General features: G+C 46.6%; 15 protein-coding genes. 12 read left to right on the top strand and 3 right to left on the bottom strand.

Features of this window, described 5'->3' with window-relative positions:
* Positions 1–414 precede the first annotated feature (414 nt).
* From J2Z66_RS25580 to J2Z66_RS25555, 6 genes are all read left to right on the top strand, one after another.
* The gene (locus J2Z66_RS25580; RefSeq protein WP_209975570.1) at positions 415–1,275 is read left to right on the top strand and encodes a phytanoyl-CoA dioxygenase family protein; all 861 of its coding nucleotides are present in this window, start codon (positions 415–417) and stop codon (positions 1,273–1,275) included.
* A gap of 101 nt (positions 1,276–1,376) precedes the next feature.
* Complete coding sequence (locus tag J2Z66_RS25575) at positions 1,377–2,576, top strand: beta-galactosidase (RefSeq protein WP_209975569.1); 1,200 nt, start codon at positions 1,377–1,379, stop codon at positions 2,574–2,576.
* Positions 2,577–2,688: 112 nt separating this feature from the next.
* A complete protein-coding gene (locus J2Z66_RS25570) occupies positions 2,689–3,432 on the top strand; it encodes a ThuA domain-containing protein (protein ID WP_209975568.1) in 744 nt (247 codons plus the stop codon).
* 124 nt (positions 3,433–3,556) lie between these two features.
* A complete protein-coding gene (locus J2Z66_RS25565; protein ID WP_209975567.1) occupies positions 3,557–4,624 on the top strand; it encodes a Gfo/Idh/MocA family protein in 1,068 nt (355 codons plus the stop codon).
* Positions 4,625–4,937: 313 nt separating this feature from the next.
* Entirely contained in the window at positions 4,938–5,090 is a 153-nt protein-coding gene (locus J2Z66_RS25560; protein ID WP_209975566.1) for a hypothetical protein, read from the top strand.
* 325 nt (positions 5,091–5,415) lie between these two features.
* Positions 5,416–7,158 (top strand): methyl-accepting chemotaxis protein, encoded by a 1,743-nt coding sequence (locus J2Z66_RS25555; protein ID WP_209975565.1) that lies wholly within the window; start codon positions 5,416–5,418, stop codon positions 7,156–7,158.
* Here the strand turns inward: J2Z66_RS25555 and J2Z66_RS25550 are convergent.
* The 3 genes from J2Z66_RS25550 to J2Z66_RS25540 all read right to left on the bottom strand — a co-directional run bounded on the left by J2Z66_RS25550 (position 7,148) and on the right by J2Z66_RS25540 (position 10,357).
* Positions 7,148–7,960: an amidohydrolase family protein gene (locus J2Z66_RS25550; protein ID WP_209975564.1), complete on the bottom strand. Its 813-nt coding sequence runs from the start codon at positions 7,958–7,960 to the stop codon at positions 7,148–7,150. The two genes, J2Z66_RS25555 and J2Z66_RS25550, sit on opposite strands and share 11 nt — an antisense overlap.
* A 134-nt stretch (positions 7,961–8,094) precedes the next feature.
* Complete coding sequence (locus tag J2Z66_RS25545) at positions 8,095–8,856, bottom strand: DeoR/GlpR family DNA-binding transcription regulator (RefSeq protein WP_281068889.1); 762 nt, start codon at positions 8,854–8,856, stop codon at positions 8,095–8,097.
* 76 nt (positions 8,857–8,932) lie between these two features.
* Positions 8,933–10,357 carry a rhamnulokinase gene (locus J2Z66_RS25540; RefSeq protein WP_209975562.1) on the bottom strand — a complete coding sequence of 475 codons (1,425 nt, stop codon included), beginning with the start codon at positions 10,355–10,357 and terminating at the stop codon, positions 8,933–8,935.
* A 187-nt stretch (positions 10,358–10,544) separates the two neighbouring features.
* Here J2Z66_RS25540 and J2Z66_RS25535 point away from each other — a divergent pair, with 187 nt between their 5' ends.
* From J2Z66_RS25535 to J2Z66_RS25510, 6 genes are read left to right on the top strand one after another with little or no spacing between them, the layout of a single operon-like run.
* Positions 10,545–11,885 (top strand): aspartate aminotransferase family protein, encoded by a 1,341-nt coding sequence (locus J2Z66_RS25535; protein WP_209975561.1) that lies wholly within the window; start codon positions 10,545–10,547, stop codon positions 11,883–11,885.
* A 19-nt stretch (positions 11,886–11,904) separates the two neighbouring features.
* Positions 11,905–12,870: a sugar phosphate isomerase/epimerase family protein gene (locus J2Z66_RS25530; RefSeq protein ID WP_209975560.1), complete on the top strand. Its 966-nt coding sequence runs from the start codon at positions 11,905–11,907 to the stop codon at positions 12,868–12,870.
* Positions 12,871–12,920: 50 nt separating this feature from the next.
* Positions 12,921–13,691: an amidohydrolase family protein gene (locus tag J2Z66_RS25525; protein WP_209975559.1), complete on the top strand. Its 771-nt coding sequence runs from the start codon at positions 12,921–12,923 to the stop codon at positions 13,689–13,691.
* A gap of 31 nt (positions 13,692–13,722) precedes the next feature.
* The gene (locus tag J2Z66_RS25520) at positions 13,723–14,622 is read left to right on the top strand and encodes an ABC transporter permease (protein WP_245375832.1); all 900 of its coding nucleotides are present in this window, start codon (positions 13,723–13,725) and stop codon (positions 14,620–14,622) included.
* 23 nt (positions 14,623–14,645) lie between these two features.
* Complete coding sequence (locus J2Z66_RS25515) at positions 14,646–15,527, top strand: carbohydrate ABC transporter permease (protein ID WP_209975636.1); 882 nt, start codon at positions 14,646–14,648, stop codon at positions 15,525–15,527.
* A gap of 54 nt (positions 15,528–15,581) precedes the next feature.
* Complete coding sequence (locus J2Z66_RS25510; protein WP_209975557.1) at positions 15,582–17,234, top strand: type 2 periplasmic-binding domain-containing protein; 1,653 nt, start codon at positions 15,582–15,584, stop codon at positions 17,232–17,234.
* Positions 17,235–17,242 lie beyond the last annotated feature (8 nt).

Here is a 17,242-nt window from a genome sequence, read left to right as displayed (position 1 = left end):
CTTATTTAGAGTTGTAGATCGTATTTAGGGATTGTATGACTGGGGAAGGTATATCCGAGCATTCATGTTGGTTTGATTAAACTAAAAATTTCCACCCAGAAAGTTAAAGAATCGCAAAAAACTCTTTACAAAAAAAGGTGTTATCTTTATGATTAAATTAATTAATGCGGATCGCGAAAATAACTCTAAGCCTATAGCATTTACCCCTTGGTTTTTACTACACACTCGGCATGAATAATCGCGAGCTTCATTAAATTGCCCAAGCAGGAGGATGCCCATGCACTTACGGTTTTGAACAGATTGAAACAAGGTGCTATTTGAAAACAATATCACCCGGGTGCTATCTCGATGTCGATGCAATACGTGAATTCTTGTACGAGTTTATTGACAAATTCGGTAAAGGATGTGTTGAAAATGGGAGAAGTAATAACTCCGGAAATGCGGGATTTTTTCCATACGAATGGTTATATTGTCGTTAAAGGTGTGGTGCCGAAGTCAAACTGCGACAACTTGATCGAGGCGATTTGGCAGTTTACCGGCCAGCAGCCGGATGATCCTGAAAGCTGGTACCGCCCAGCTGCAGGGATGGACACCTTCTGGAAGCATCAGCAGGAAGGAATGCTGCCTCTGTACCATCATCAGGCGATGTGGGACAACCGGCAAAATCCAAGGCTGTATCAGGCGTTTGCTGAATTGCTTGAGGAGGAGAAGCTGTGGGTCAGCATTGATCGTGTAAATATGAAGCCTCCACGGCGCGATGACTTTACGCAATTCAATACCGGCTTTATTCATTGGGATACGGATACATCGAATCTGACTTTTCCGCTGTCGAGGCCCCGCTTTGTTCAAGGGGTATTGTATCTGGCTGACACAGCAGCCAATCAGGGTGGTTTTCAATGTGTTCCTAGCATTTACCGCGATTTCGAAAACTGGATCAAGACTCAGCCCGCGGATCGTCATCCGACCCTTCCCGATACAACGGGGCATGAAATCGTCGCGATTCCCGGAGAGGCTGGCGATTTACTCATATGGGACGGTCTGCTCGCGCATGGCAACGGGCAAAACTATACGACCGAGCCGCGGCTCGCACAATACATCACGATGTTTCCCGCCGCTCCTGGTGTGATCAGGGAAGATGCGGTAGCAAGCTGGCGAAACCGAACAGGATCTTCGTCCATATCAGATGATCCCCGGGGTTGGGAAAGACTTCCGGGAACAGAACCGGCGAAGTTGACGGAGCTGGGCCGCAAGCTGTTGGGTCACGATCCGTGGTAACTATAGTTCAAGGGTAGGTCAATTGTGAGGCCTATTTAGCTCTAGCTGAAGCAGTCAGGAAAAGTCATGCCAGATTAATCATTAATCGGAGGTGTTTGACAATGAGCGAATCAACCCAAAAGTTACTTATTAAACAAGAAGGAATTCCGATCGGATTGTTTGTACCGCCGCCTAATCATGAAATTACGACGGAACGTTACCGTGAAATAAAAGATGCGGGATTTACATTTGTTCTCGGTCTGACAGAGTATGATGGCGGAACCGCTCATATTCACAGAGCTCTTGCTGCCGCGCACGATAACGGCTTGCAGTATCTGGTTTGCGACCCCCGGCTGGTAGCACTCCCCGCAAACGAACTGGATAAGGTCGGGCCATACGTTACGGAATTTTCCAGCCACCCGGCTTACGCTGGCCATTTGTTCATGGATGAGCCCAACATTGCCCAATTCGGAAAGCTGAGAGATTTGAAAGCGGTTTATCAGGAAGCAGCTCCTCAAGGGCTCGCTTATGTCAATTTATTTCCTACCTATGCTTCAAATGAACAGCTGGGTGGTGAGTACGATGAGTATGTGAGATTGTTCATGGAGCAGTTCAAGCCTGATATTTTATCTTACGATCATTATCCTTTTATTGATCTTCGGCCTGACAGAGAGCTGACGATTACGAAGGATTACTATGAGAACCTGGGGATTATTAGAGAAGCCGTGTTACGGAGCAAAGTCCCATTCTGGTTGTTTATTCAGACGCTGTCCTATAATGAATGGAGCCGGGATCCTTTGGAAGCGGAAATACGCTGGCAGGTTTACACAAGCCTGGCTTTTGGAGCTAAGGGGATTCAGTATTTTACGTATTGGACACCTGAGGATGGAAATGAAACGTTCTGCCCCGGCATGATCGACAGGTCAGGCAACAAAACCCGGCACTATGACGAAGTGCAGACGCTCAATCGCGAGATTGCGCCGCTTGGAGAAGTTCTCATTCATTTAACCTCGATCGGCGTGCTGTCCCATGGTAAAGTATCACCACCGATCGAAGGCGGGCTGACGGAATTCGCTCCTATACTACGGATCGAGGGTGATCCGGCTGTTATCGGATGTTTTCACGATGCTGACGATAACGCTTACGCATTGGTTGTAAACGAAAGCTTTCAGGAGTCTTGCTCCCTGAACATATGGCTGCGTAAATCGGAGGAGCCCGTAAGCGTTTGGGAAAACGGACAAAAAACCGTATTGCATCCTGAGCAGGGCTCACTGGCACTGGAGTTAAGGCCTGGTGAAGGGAAATTAGTTTCTTTTTCATAAATCCGCACTGGATAATGTTTGTACATTAATTTGTTCGTCAATTGAAACCGATCATGCCCAATAAACTTAAAGATTAAATAAAGTGTGTCGGAAGAGAGGAAGTGCTTGGATAGTGGTTCGGGTGACGATTTGGAACGAGAATAGTCATGAGCGTCGCGATGAGAGGGTAGCTGCCATTTATCCAAAAGGGATACACGGAGCGATTGCGAGTGGAATAGCCCAAGACGGCTATTCGATCCGGACGGCAACGATGAACGAGCCGGAACACGGGTTGACGGATGATGTCCTGCGGGATACCGATGTCCTTATTTGGTGGGGGCATTGCGATCACGAGGAAGTAGATGATGCTATCGTAGATAAGATTTATGCCAGAGTGCTTCAAGGTATGGGACTCATAGCACTGCATTCCAGCCATTATTCGAAAATATTCAGGAAGCTGATGGGCACATCCTGCTTGCTTAACTGGAGAGTAGCCGACGAAAAGGAAAGGCTGTGGGTCGTGAATCCTGCCCATCCGATCGCACAGGGCGTGGACCGTTATTTCGAGCTGGAGCAGGAGGAAATGTACGGCGAGTTTTTTGACATTCCCGATCCGGATGAATTGGTGTTTCTCAGCTGGTTTCAGGGCGGCGAAGTGTTCCGCAGCGGATGCACGTTCCGGCGTGGACAGGGCAAAATCTTTTATTTCCGCCCTGGTCATGAAACGTACCCAACCTTTCACCATCCTACCGTCCTGCGCATTATCTCCAATGGGGTGCGTTGGGCAGCGCCCGAGCCCGAGCTTAAGCCTATTAGCAATTTCCCTGGTCCGGCTCCTGCGCTGGAACCGATCACGAATGAACATAAGAAACGATGAACCCATGAAAGCATGAACCTATGAAAGCATGAAAGCATGAAACCATGAAACCATGAAACCATGAAACCATGAAACCATGAAACCATGAAACCATATTACTTGCAAAAAAGCGGGGGTGCATCAAATGTCCAAGTCTAAATTGAAGGTTGGAGCGGTCGGAACAGGAAGTATGTTCAAAGGGGTTCATTTGCCTGCGTGGCTGTTGAATTCGGATGTGGAGCTTGTAGCTTTGTGTGATACGAACATCGAAGTGGCGCAGAAGATTGCTGACGAGCAGGGGATTTCCGATGTATATGAAGATTACCGGGATATGCTGGCTCGAGACGATCTGGACATTATTAACATCTGTACACCGAACTTGTATCACTCCGAAGTGGCGGTGGCAGCCTTGCAGTCGGGTAAACACGTATTTTGCGAGAAACCGGATGCCGTCAGCGCGGAGGAAGCGGTAAAAATGGCCGAGGCGGCAAAGGAAAGCGGCAAGGTGCTTATGGTTATGCGTAACAACCGTTTTCGCTCGGTTGCCCAATTTCTTAAAGCCTATGTAGAGAAAGGGCATATGGGAGAAAGCTATACAGGCAGATGCGGGTGGATCCGCAGGAGAGGCATTCCCGGCAAGGGTGGCTGGTTTACAACGAAGGAGCTGTCGGGAGGAGGGCCCCTCATTGATCTGGGCGTCCATATGATCGACCTGGCTGTCTGGTTCATGGGGAATCCGAAGCCAGTAGCCGTCAGCGGCGCAGTATATACGAAATTCGCGGAAACCGAATTGAGTGATTCAGAGCATAGTGAATTCGGTTCAAAAAATGCCGAGGGCATCTTCGATGTAGAGGATCTGGCCACCGGATTTATCCGGTTTGCTAATGGAGCGACGCTGCAAATCGAGTTCAGCTGGGCGTCCAACATTGAACAGGAGACCCAGTTTGTTGAGCTGCGGGGGACGAAAGCGGGCTTCAGCTTGAATAACGAAGAATTGAAGCTGTTTACGGAAATTGAGGGGACGTTGTGTAATATACAGCCGCAAATTTCCAGAAAGGGCAATGGACACGGAGATAACATCCACCATTTCGTCGATGTTGTGATGGGGCGTCAGGAGCCGATTTTTAAACCGGAGCACGGCGTCGATATGATTAAAATATTGAGTGCCATATACGAATCTGCAAAGCTGGGCAAAGAAATTCAACTGACTTAAATCATCGGTTTTAAACCCACCTAAATAATGGATAGAGTGATCAGGAGATTTGCTTCTGACGCCCTGTCCATTTTTTTGTTGTGGGAGGAGAAGCTATTGCTACTTTTTGACGCTGCTCCCCGGGGAGGAGTGGAGCGTGCTTCACTTAACGATGTTTTTCATCGTTAAAGGAAGTGTTTCCGCTCAATCTGTCACGTTAGTGATGTTTTTCATCGTTAAAAGTGGGCGGATGGCCACACTGGGTGCTAAAAAGGGATTTTAACGATGTTCATCGTTAAAGGAAGGTTGTTGAGGCGACCGGGTGCTTTTAGCGATGAAAAACATCGTTAAAGTAGCAGATCTTTCTCAGCTGTGCGCCGCTGCATTCCCGGCGCTCGCGTCCGTTAGGAAATTTCCTCCAATCAAGAAGAAAACCTTGCTGGCTGTCCGTTTGAACTTGGGGTTCGTGCAATTCGTCCGCCTTTAAAGATTTGTTCCAACCTCCCCATCCATTCCAATCAAGGGAACGAATCTTTAACAGCGGCTGGAGCCCACAGCCATTCCCTCTCTCTATGCACCATCGTAATGAACATACTCCTCAAAGGACGTCGCAAGACGTTTTTCTTTTATGAGTATGTTTTCAAAACCTTCACATTTAGCTTGTCGACTAGGTTCGACAGGTAGGTATAAAGCATGATAGAATATGGCGAAAGCGATGTTAGCTTTGAATGGACTAGTGAAATAAGTAGTACATATTGACTAAAGATTCGACAAATGAATTGGATCATCAAGAGAGGAGTTTGGATGAAGACATGAATTTTAAAATTACAAGTATTAGAACGAAAATGGTCGGGTTTTGTATTATTTTATTGATTATCCCTACATTAATTATAGGCGTGGTTAGCTATCAGGTCAGCAAAACAGAAACGAATCAATTAATTGAGAAGGATTTGAAGCATAACGTCCAGTATGCAGCTGTGATTCTAGATTTAATGAACAAAAAGGTGGATTCAGGAGAGATTACGCTGGAACAAGCTCAGGAAGAGATGAAGCAGATTTTGCTGGGCCAGAAAAAAGAGGATGGGAAGCGCGAAATAAATAAGTCTATTGACCTAGGCGATAATGGCTATTTCTTTGTGCTTGATCAAGAAGGTCTGCTTATGGCGCATCCTAATTCTGAAGGTGACAACATATGGGACAAGCAGTCGTCGGACGGCGTTTTCTACATTCAGGATATGATTGCCAAAGCTAAAACTGGCGGCGGGTTCACTTATTATATGTGGCCGCTCCCCAATGAGAAGAAAGAAGCGTTGAAGGTGTCATACGCCCAGTTGGACCCTAATTGGAATTGGGTCATAGCAGCGGGCTCCTATATGCAGGATTACAATATGGGGCAGGCCAAAATTATTAAAGCTATTTTAATTACACTTTTGGCTTGTATAGTTGTAGGCTCAGCCCTTGTTTTGTGGAGTGCAAACCGGATAGCCAGACCGCTGAAGCTCATCACCAGACAAACGCAAAGAATTGCTGAAGGGGATCTTTCACTGGATGACCTTAAGGTTGTAAGTCAGGATGAGATTGGCCAACTGGCCGAACACTTTAATACGATGAACCGCAACTTGAAGTCCTTGGTGACTCAGGCTATATCCACATCTGAGCATGTGGGTGCTTCATCCTCAGAGCTGGTCAGGTCTGCAGTAGAAACCACACAAACCTCTCGTCAGATTGCTGAATCGATTCAGGATATAGCGGACGGAGTGGATCATCAGGCGCAGAACACGGAAGAAAGCTCCAAGAGTATGGAAGAGATGACGCTGGGGATTCAGCGGATTTCAGATACTTCATCGTCTGTACTGGAACTTTCATTAATGACTGCTGAACAAGCAGATAAGGGCTACCGTTCCATTGAACAGTCTGTGGCGACGATAAATAAAGTCAACACTACCTTCGAAGAGCTCTCGGATGTAATTAAGGGGCTTCAGGTAAGGTCAGAAGAAATTGGAGTCATTACATCTGCGATATCTGAATTTGCGGACCAGACGAATCTATTATCCTTGAATGCTTCTATTGAAGCTGCCAGGGCAGGGGAGGAAGGAAGGGGCTTCGCAGTAGTTGCGGCAGAAGTGAAGAAGCTTGCCCAGCAGTCGAGCAGCTCCTCGCAGCAGATCAATGTTATGGTAGAACAAGTTCAGAGTGATATTGTTGATGCCGTGGAGGTTATGGTTAAAACGCAAGCAGAGGTTTCACAAGGTGTTGCATCGATTATGGAGAGCGGCCAGTTGTTCAATCAGATCGTTGATTCTGTAAAAGGAATCGTCGATCAGATGCAAGAGGCTTCCGGCGCAGCCGAGCAAATGTCTGCCAGCTCGCAGGAGGTTTCCGCATCCCTGCAGGAAATGTCGCGATCCTCAAGCCAGGCAGCTAGCAGCTCACAGAATGTGTCTGCGGCTGTAGAGCAGCAGCTGGCAACATTTGAAGAGGTATCCGCGGCTGCAGAAGTACTATCGGAGCAGGCGGAAGCATTGCGAAAGATTGTGCATACTTTTAAGGTTTAGGATGGATTTGACCGATTAATCGGCGTAAATGTCCGCCGGCAATGTTGAACTTGGCTTCCTCGGGGATGTCGGCCTCGGTGATCATCATCATGGCGCTGTTCGGGTCATTGTAAGGGAAATAGGAGCCGAAAATCAGACGATCAATAGCCCGGTCATTGACAAGATATTCCACGCCGCCATGTTGAATCAGGTTATGGGTTTCGATATACAGATTAGGGCACATTTCGAGCAGCCGAATGAAGTAGCGGTTGTGATAGAGCAGCTTCTGGTCGTTCCCTTCAATGATGACGGGAAGCTTCGGGTACTGTGTGCAAATATCATGGACCGTCTCCCAGCTTGCTTCCATGTGCCAGAGGATAAGCGGCAGCCGTCTCGCTTCCATCTCAAGGAGCACATCGCCAACCTGCCATTTCTGCAGGCTGTAGTTTAATTTCTTCGGAAACATGCGCACAGCAGCTATGTTGTGTGCGATCATCCGATCGAGATAGCCGGCGATGTGCTGGCGTGAAGCCGCCAGCTCGGGAGCCCAGATGATCGCCCCGTACACCGAAGCAGAGCCGGATATTTGTTCGATAAGCTGCTCATTGCCGACCCCGGCGTTGTAATCGAGGCATTGTGGGTTAGTTATCAAGACGTCGTGAATGTGGTGGCTTCCAAGCTCCCTGATGAGTACTTCTAGGCCGGTAAGAGGCGTTAGCTGCCCCTCCCCGGTTGATGCACTCCAGCAGTTGAGATCAAAGAAACGGTATTTTGCTTTATTTCCCCGATAGGATTCAATCAATTCCGTCAATTGTATACTCAAGATAAACAACCTCCTTCTAAGTTCACACGAGTTTACTCGGATTTCATCCGAGAATCGATACTTAAACGAGACACATATTAGATTTAAACGTCTCTCATACGTCACTCATACAAATCCCGCACTGTTCCCTTTCGTCAGACTGCTACGACTTTGACCGAAAGCTCCTCGATTTTTTTCAACTCGTCTACAGGAGCTTTATCATCCGTTATGAGCATGTCGATTTCGCTCAGATCAGCGATTTGGATAAATCGGGATACGCCTACCTTGCTAAAGTCTGCGGTCACAATGACCTGGGCAGCATTATTGATCATAGCCCTGCATATTTCAGTTTCGTACGGATGCTCCGATGTGACTCCACCGCTCCCGCTAATGCCGTCCACCGACAAAAAAAGCTTATCGAGCTTATAATCACTCAACTGTTGAATGGCATGATACCCGAATACAGCGTTAGTATCAGGATTATAATAGCCACCCAGCATAATTGTTTTGATGTATGGATTTTTACCGAGCTCATAGGCGGTAATGATCGAATTGGTAACAACAATCAAATTTTTGTGATCCTTCAGGCCTTTGGCAATCTGGAGCGATGTGCTGCCTGTATAAATCATGATCGATTCATTCTCCGCCACGAGATTTACCGCATAATCACCGATCTTTTTTTTCTCCGTCAAATTTTTAATATGACTTTCGTCGAACACATCTTTTAGTTGGTTTTCTTTCAGGCTGACCGTTCCGAAGTTGCGTTCAATCAATCCCTTATTCTCCAAATAAATCAGGTCGCTGCGGATCGTCACCCCCGAGGTGGAGAAAATATCTTTCAGATCAGAGACGCGGACCTGCTTTTCTTTATGAATCAACTCAAATATTTCTTCTCTTCTCTTGGACGCAGATAGCATGGTTACACTCTTACCTTTCTAAATGAAAGCATTTTTGTTATAAGTCTATTATATTTGGTTTAAAGTATCTTTTCAATTAATAATACTCCTTGTATTGAAAAGATTGCTGCATCACTTGTGCTGCTTCCCGTATCCCGTTGATTTCACCATGGGCGATAAGCTGGACGAGGGCATTGCCCACGGCGCTTGCTTCATGCGGGCCTGCTACAACCCTGGTGCCAGAATGCTGCGCAGTCAGCTTACATAAATAAGCGTTCCGGGAACCGCCGCCGATCATGTGAATCTCTTGGATACGCTGCCCTGTCAGCGCCTGCAGTTCCTCCACCGTTTCGGCATATTGAAGGGCAAGCCCCTTCATAATGGTCATGAATATTTCAATTTCATTTTGCGGCTGCCGTTGGCCTGTTAGCTTGCAGTAGTCTACTATTTTGCCTGGCATGTTCCCGGGAGAGCTAAAGGCATCGTTCTGCACATCAATATGGGAACGGAAGCCACTTGTCTCAGCAGCCTTCTGCACCTGCTCATAATCAAAGCCTTTTCCTGAGAGGCTCCACTCCCGTATACATTCCTGTAAGATCCACAAGCCTGTCAAATATTTAACCACAAACGTCGTATCTTCATAATACCCGGCTTCACTGCAGAAATTTTCTTTCATTGCGCTGTCGCTCAGGATCGGGAGTGCAGCAGTTATGCCCACGACAGACCATGTGCCGCAGCTGATATAAGCGACACGAGGCCTGTTTTTCGCTTCAACTGCCAATATGGCGGAAATCGTATCGTGCTGGGCGACGGAAATGAGGGGCAGGTTGATGCTCCCGCTGATGCCCGCATGCTGCTTCACATCCTCCCTAACGCAGCCGATTGTATGACCCGGAGGGCTAATGGCAGGCATTAGCTGGGGCAGGCCAAAAGTGCGCAGAATGGAATCACTCCAGCTGCGCTCTTGCGCGTTATACAGCGCGGAGGCTGATGCCAGGGTAACATCACAATTGATTTCACCAGTTAAGTAGTAACCGAGCAGATTAGGCATGAACAATAAGCTGCTGCTATTTTCAAGTGCCGCTGGCTCACTTTCTTTCATCGCTAACAGTTGAAATAGAGTGCAGACACTGCTTGGTACTTTGCCAGTAACGGAGAACAGTTCTTCCGCGGGCATTTTGAGAAAAGCTTGCTTAGGGATATGCTGCGTCCTTGGATCGCGGTAATGACGGGGCAGTCCGAGCAGATGTCCCTGTTTATCCAATAGGCCGAAATCCTGCGACCAACCGTCGATGCCCAGTGAGATCAGGTTGGAGGATGTCTGGCTGGCTGCCCGAAGACAGTTCAGCACTTCTTTATATAAATGAAAGGTATCCCAATATAAATGGGAGAAGATCACTACCGGTTCGTTCACAAAACGATGAACTTCCTGAAGCTTCATGGTTTGTCCGTCAAATGAGGCTAAGATGCCTCTGCCATTGCTTGCCCCTAAATCGATGCTTAATACCTCTAATGCAGCCAAGGGAGTTCTCCTTTCCGGATCGGTCGAAATATAGCTCATATCTTATCATAAATCAAAATATCTTAAAAGTACTTTGCTAAAAAGGGTTATAAATATTTATATTGATATTATTTTATTTATTAATTATAATACAAATGAAACTAAATTATAAGTAAGTTATAAAAAACTGACAAGGTGGTTATGACTCATGGATTCATTACTTGAACGCATTTATTCTACATCAGCCGATCAAATGGAGGAGTTTGGGCGTCACGTTATGGTGGGAGGGGGTACCCCGGGACCTTGTCTGGTCAAGGGCAAAGGAGTCAGAGTGACAGATAGCAATGGCAAAAGCTATATCGATTGTACCTCGCAGAGCTGGGCGATGTATCTGGGTTATGCCCATGATGAGATCAGGCAGGTGGTTAATGAACAAATGTCCTATTTTTCTCATATTCATCAAGGCTTTCATACCATGCCCAGATACAGCCTGGCTCAGAAGCTGGCAAGCTTGGCACCCAAACATTTAAACCGCGTTTCCTTTACTGTAGGAGGCGGATCTGCTATTGAGGCAGCGATGAAAATTGCCATGAAGAATAAGCCGGAAGCCAAGCATTTCATTACACTGTGGGACGCCTATCACGGCAGTACGTTGACAACAGCGGGAGCTTCATGGACAGCGACGCAAGCATCTGGACAATTTACGGGTGTTAAGCATTTCATGCACAATATCAACAGCAACTTTATCCGTGTTCCTAATCCTTATTGCTATCGCTGCCATTTCGGGCATAATCCCGAGACTTGTGCCCAGCAGTGTGCCGATATGCTGCGAAAGACGATGGAAATGGGCGTCAACGGGCCTGTTGCCGGAGTGATTATCGAGCCGATCCAGGCTAGTGGCGGACAAATTCCATGTCCGAAATCGTATTTGCAAAAGGTAAGGGAAATTTGCGATGAATTCGGGGCCTTGCTCATATTCGACGAGATTCAGACCTATTGCCGGATCGGAGAATTTTATGCAGCTGATTATTATGGGGTTGAGCCGGACATTATCGTACTTGGTAAAGCTCTGGGTGCAGGCTTTCCGATAGCGGCTATCATTATCCACGACCGTCTGCAGGGCTTTGAAATGCATGCCGAGGAATTGCACACCTTCGCCAATAATTCAGTATCGCAAGTAGCTGCGCTGAAGCAGATTGAGATTATCGAACGTGATAATATTCTCGACAATACGCGCAAAATGGGCGCGTACATTGCTGAAAGTGCGAGGGCAATGTCGAAGCGGTTTGAGCAAATCGGTGACATTCGGCAGATCGGCCTCCATATCGGTTTGGAAATGATCGAGGACGCCGATACCAAGCGTCCGCTTTCTTTGGAGAAAGCTGTGCAAATCCGTAATGTAGGACTTGAGAAGGGGATTATTCTGGGTACCGGAGGATATCGTAAAAATTTGTTGAAAATTAAGCCGCCGCTAGTTGTCAAGCAGGAAGAAGTTGACGAATTGTTGAATATTTTTGAGGCAACGCTGGAGCAAGTATTTCATAAATAAGCTGAAGGAGAGAGTGCAAATGCTTAAGATTGATTCTGGATTGACATCGTTTTCTACATGTAATGACCGCTTTGTAAGAAATGGTTATCGGGACCCGCTCAGCTTGGATGAACAATTAGAGCTTGCAGCACAAGTCCCGGGGTTAACAGGGGTCGCATTCGACTATCCGACACAATTCGAGGATCCGGTTCAGACGAAGCAGAAATTGGCTTCCTATGGACTCGTTGTAGGGATGGTCGAAATCGATATGTACAGTCAAGCCAAATGGAAGTATGGGTCTCTTACATCTGCCGATCCGAGGACCCGGAAGGAGGCTTTGGAATTGATCAAGCGAGGGATTGATTTCGCTGGGGTGGCCGAAGCTGCTGATGTACAGCTATGGCTTGGGCAGGACGGATACGAATATCCCTTTCAATCGGATTACTCAATGGCTTGGGATCAGCTCGCCGAAAGTCTTAAAGAAGTGGCTGCATATCGCCCTGACGTAAAAATTACCGTGGAATACAAATCAAAGGAACCACGGGCACGCTGCTTTATCGCCAATGCGGGTGTGGCGTTAGCTCTCGTAAACGATGTGGGGACTCCTAATATCGGAGTGACTCTGGATGTAGGGCATTCGCTTATGGCCAAGGAAAATCCGGCTGAGGCAGCCGTCCTGCTTAGTAAATACAAGCGCTTGTTTCATTTGCATATTAATGATAACTATCGGGATTGGGATCATGATATGGTGCCTGGTACAGTCAATTTCTGGGATACGCTCGAATTTTTCTATTGGCTGCGGAAGGTCGGCTTTGACGGGTGGTTCGGAGTGGATATTTACCCATACAGGGAAAACGGTTTGGAAGCGCTATCTCAAACAGTGCGCTATATACACCGCTTCTACGAAGTGGCCGGAACGCTTGATGAGCACAAGCTTCAGGAGCTTAGAGCTGCAAACGAACCCCTGAAAATTATGGATATGATGATGGAGCGATTTCTGAAATAAACGAAGCCTGGATATTTGGTTGGTAAGAAATAAGGAAGGTGATATTTCCTATGATCGTGGACGCTCATTTTCATCTTGGCTATACATATTCGAGGTTTCATTTTTATGATACGTCCATTGAACAATATTTAAATTACATGGACCGGCTGCATATTGCAACTTGCATGAATATTCATTCTATAGGTCTTGTTACGGGTGAGCTGGAACAGGGAATGGAGGCCAATATAGCCGCCTATGAACAGTCTGCTGGCAGAATTCTGAGCTATCTCGTGTTCAATCCGAATGATGTTGTCCGCAGCTTGAAGGTGATGGAGCGGTACTACGAGGGGAACATTTTCAGAGCTGTGAAGCTGCATCCATCCATGCATGGCGTTTGTGCTGACGATCCCCGTTACGAGGCGGCCTGGGAGTTTGCTGCCGCTCACAATCTGCCTATCATGTCGCATACCTGGACACCGTCGAGCTATAATCCATCCCAGCAATTATCGTATCCCCCTCTATTTGAGGCTTATATTGCTAAATATTCTACTGTCAATTTGATCTGCGGGCATGCTGGAGGAAGAATCGATGGCATTAGGCAGACTATCAAGCTGGCCCGGACCTATGACAATGTCTACATGGATACAGCGGGGGATGTGTACAACAACAAATTGATTGATTTTCTAGTCGGAGAGGTGGGCTCAGATAGAATCGTCTTTGGCTCGGACGGATTTTTGATGGATGCGAGAAGCCAGCTCGGGATGATTCTGGATGCTGCCGTGCCGATCTCGGATAAGGAAAACATGCTGTTTAAGAACGCTATGCGGTTATTTCGGCTTTGAAAATGAATTCAGGCAGGAGGTGAGCCGAACGTTGAACCGCGGAACGTTTCGCAGAAATTGGGATTTATACTTACTGATCTCTCCGGTACTTCTTTATTTTATAGTATTTCACTATTTGCCGATGTACGGAATCCAGATTGCCTTCAAGGATTACATGGCGACGAAAGGGATTTGGGGAAGTCATTGGGTTGGCTTGAAGCACTTCGAACGATTTTTCGATAGTTACTTTTTTGAGCGTCTTATACGCAATACGTTGGAAATAGGTTTATATGGTCTTGTTGTAGGGTTCCCCGTGCCTATTCTGCTTGCACTTATGATTAATGAAGTCAGAAGTAAATTTTTTAAACGAACCGTTCAGACCGTTACTTATGCGCCTCATTTTTTGTCCGTCGTCGTTATGGTAGGCATGCTCGCGATATTTTTATCACCGAAAAATGGTCTTATCAATCAGTTTATCCGCCTGTTCGGTGGCGATCCTATTTCCTTCCTGACAGAGCCTGCATGGTTCAAAACGTTGTATGTGTTTTCGGATGTGTGGCAGCAGATGGGATGGAGTTCAATTATTTACATTACTGCCCTGACCGCTATCGATCCCCAACTGCACGAAGCGGCCAGGGTCGATGGGGCGACACGCTTGCAGCGCATTTGGCACATTAATATTCCGGGCATCAGACCAACCATCGTCATCTTGCTTATATTGAGCACAGGGTCGATTCTCGGAGTTGGTTTTGAAAAGGTGTTTCTAATGCAGAATGACCTCAATCTGGAGAGCTCGGATGTCATCTCCACTTACGTTTACCGTACGGGTATTTTAGGGGCACAGTTCAGCTTCTCCACTGCGGTCGGTTTATTCAATGCGGTCATCAATTTTATGCTGCTGTTTATCGTGAATTTTATAGCGAGAAGAGTAGGCCAAACCAGCCTATGGTAAAAAAAGGAGAGGCTCAAATGTTAATGAGACAGACGGCAGGCGACCGATTATTTGGAGTGATCAATGGCATACTGCTGCTGCTTGTGCTTGCTGCTGTGCTGTATCCGTTATTATTTGTCGTCGTTGCCTCCATCAGCAGACCGGAGGCCGTCATTAACGGTGAAGTATGGCTTTGGCCAAAAGGGATAACGCTTCAGGGCTATGCGAAAGTATTTCAAAATAAAGATATTGTGACCGGCTATTTGAACACGATCCTGTATACGGTTGCAGGAACGGCGCTTAACCTTGCCATGACAGTGATGGCTGCTTATCCGTTATCACGCAAGGACTTCCGCGGTCGCAATATCATTATGGCTATGTTTGTTATTACGATGTTTTTTGGCGGCGGCTTGATTCCTACTTATTTGCTGATTAAAAAGCTGGGCATGCTCAATACGTTTGCTGTTATGATCATACCCGGAGCAGTTTCCGTGATGAACATCATCATTATGCGCACCTTTTTCCAAACCTCCATTCCTATAGAAGTACAGGAAGCGGCACAAATCGACGGCTGCTCGAATATGCAGCTTTTAGTCCGGATTGTATTGCCTTTATCTGTACCGATCCTTGCTGTTATGGTGTTGTTTTATAGTGTTGGACACTGGAATGCGTATTTCAATGCACTGATTTTTTTATCTGATCGGGAAAAATATCCACTGCAGCTCATTTTGCGTGAAATTCTTATTTTAAGCCAGATGCAGGACATGGTGAAAATGGGGGAAGAAACGTTTACCCGCCAATTGATGAATGCGGAATCGATCAAATATGCCGTGATTATCATAGCGAACCTGCCTGTGCTGATGCTCTATCCTTTTTTACAGAAATATTTCGTCAAGGGTATTATGATCGGTGCTATTAAAGGCTGAGAAGAATAAGGAATGATTTCGATTTCATAACTATTTGTGGGGGGATTAACTGAAATGATGATGAAAAAGCGGTTTTCATTGTTGATTTGTATGATGTTGGTGCTGACAATGCTGGCAGCGTGTACAGCAGGCAAGACGGATAAGGAAAATAAGGAAAGCGATCCTGTAAGCGCTACAAAGAAACCAGATTCTACTTCTGAAGCGGCTGGAAAGATGAACCCGACGGGGATGCCGATCATGAAGGAGCCGATTACCATTAAGATGTTCGCAGGTAAACCACCCGCTTCTACCGATTGGAAGGAGCTGATGCTGTGGAAGGAATACGAAAAAATGACCAATATTCATATTGATTGGGTAGAGCAGGTTCCATTTGCCAATCTTGCGGAGAAACGAAATCTGACTTTGGCTAACGGGGACTATCCGGAAGCATTTTATACTTCATATATGCCTGCTACCGACTTAATCCGCTATGGCGGTGAAGGGGCGTTCTTAAAACTGAATGACCTGATCGATGATTATGCACCGAATTTGAAAGAGCTGTTTGATAAGTTTCCTGATGTGAAAAAGGCGGTTACGATGCCAGATGGCAATATATATACGGTTCCTACGATTATTGATCCTGAATTTACGTCCGCACGGACGGGAGGGAAGATCTGGCTAAATCAAAAATGGCTTGAAGTACTAGGTATTGCTGAACCGAAAACGACAGATGATTTCTACAACATGCTAAAAATGATGAAAGAGAAAGATTTTAATGAAAACGGCAAGTCTGACGAGGTGCCTTTCGCTTCTGTTGGTATTGACGGGCTTCTCGGATATTTGAAAGGCGCCTGGGGACTTGGCAACCGGGGTGTGAGCATAGGCAATGTAGATATGGACCCTGATGGAAAGGGATTGCGATTCATTCCGGCAGATCCGAGATACAAGGAAGTGCTGCAGTTTGTGAATAAGCTCTACACGGAGAAGCTGATATCAGAGGATATATTTACTACCGATTATGCCAAGTTTATTGCTGAGGGCTCCAAGGGCGCATTCGGCTCGATTTATGGAGTTGATCCGACGGTGACAGTTAAACAGGAGGGTTTTATCGGATCTCCGGCATTAACAGGGCCACATGGCGATCAATTGTATGCGGCAGTAACGTCTCCTCTGATCTGGATGGGCGGGCTTGTGTTGACGGACAAAAACGAGAACCCGGAAGCGACGATTCGCTGGTTGGATTATTTCTATGGTGAAGAAGGCAGCAGAATGTTTTTTATGGGCTTCGAGGGAGTGACCTATAACAAAGCGGATGACGGAAAGCTGGTGTATGTCGATGACATCAAAAACAATAAGGATGGATTAAATCTGGATCAGGCTGTGAGCCGCTACTTATCCTGGCCGGGAGGGGGCTATGCTGGAGTCGTCAGTCAAAAGTATTTCCAAGGAGCAGAAGGCTCCGAGGCTTCGATTGCTGCGACGAAGAAGCTGGAGCCATACTTCCCTAAAGAAATCTGGCCTTATTTCAGCTTCACTGTAGAAGAAAATGATCAGATGGCGGCACTGGGAGCGGATATTGAGGTTTACACAGCCGAAATGCAGGCTAAATTTATTACCGGGAAAGTACCGTTTACGGAATGGGATGATTACGTAAGTAAATTGAACAAGATGGGGCTTAAAGATTATTTAGGTATCTATAACGCAGCGTACGAGCGTTACAAGCAATAACGGGGTGG

The sequence above is a fragment of the Paenibacillus eucommiae genome (assembly GCF_017874215.1).
GTDB lineage: Bacteria > Bacillota > Bacilli > Paenibacillales > NBRC-103111 > Paenibacillus_AI > Paenibacillus_AI eucommiae.
This window is presented reverse-complemented; position numbering and strand designations above follow the sequence as displayed.

Coding starts and splice junctions, on each gene's coding strand:
- J2Z66_RS25580 (WP_209975570.1), top strand. CDS start 415: ATGGGAGAAGTAATAACTCCGGAAATGCGGGATTTTTTCCATACGAAT.
- J2Z66_RS25575 (WP_209975569.1), top strand. CDS start 1,377: ATGAGCGAATCAACCCAAAAGTTACTTATTAAACAAGAAGGAATTCCG.
- J2Z66_RS25565 (WP_209975567.1), top strand. CDS start 3,557: ATGTCCAAGTCTAAATTGAAGGTTGGAGCGGTCGGAACAGGAAGTATG.
- J2Z66_RS25560 (WP_209975566.1), top strand. CDS start 4,938: ATGAAAAACATCGTTAAAGTAGCAGATCTTTCTCAGCTGTGCGCCGCT.
- J2Z66_RS25555 (WP_209975565.1), top strand. CDS start 5,416: ATGAATTTTAAAATTACAAGTATTAGAACGAAAATGGTCGGGTTTTGT.
- J2Z66_RS25545 (WP_281068889.1), bottom strand. CDS start 8,856: ATGCTATCTGCGTCCAAGAGAAGAGAAGAAATATTTGAGTTGATTCAT.
- J2Z66_RS25535 (WP_209975561.1), top strand. CDS start 10,545: ATGGATTCATTACTTGAACGCATTTATTCTACATCAGCCGATCAAATG.
- J2Z66_RS25530 (WP_209975560.1), top strand. CDS start 11,905: ATGCTTAAGATTGATTCTGGATTGACATCGTTTTCTACATGTAATGAC.
- J2Z66_RS25525 (WP_209975559.1), top strand. CDS start 12,921: ATGATCGTGGACGCTCATTTTCATCTTGGCTATACATATTCGAGGTTT.
- J2Z66_RS25515 (WP_209975636.1), top strand. CDS start 14,646: ATGAGACAGACGGCAGGCGACCGATTATTTGGAGTGATCAATGGCATA.
- J2Z66_RS25510 (WP_209975557.1), top strand. CDS start 15,582: ATGATGATGAAAAAGCGGTTTTCATTGTTGATTTGTATGATGTTGGTG.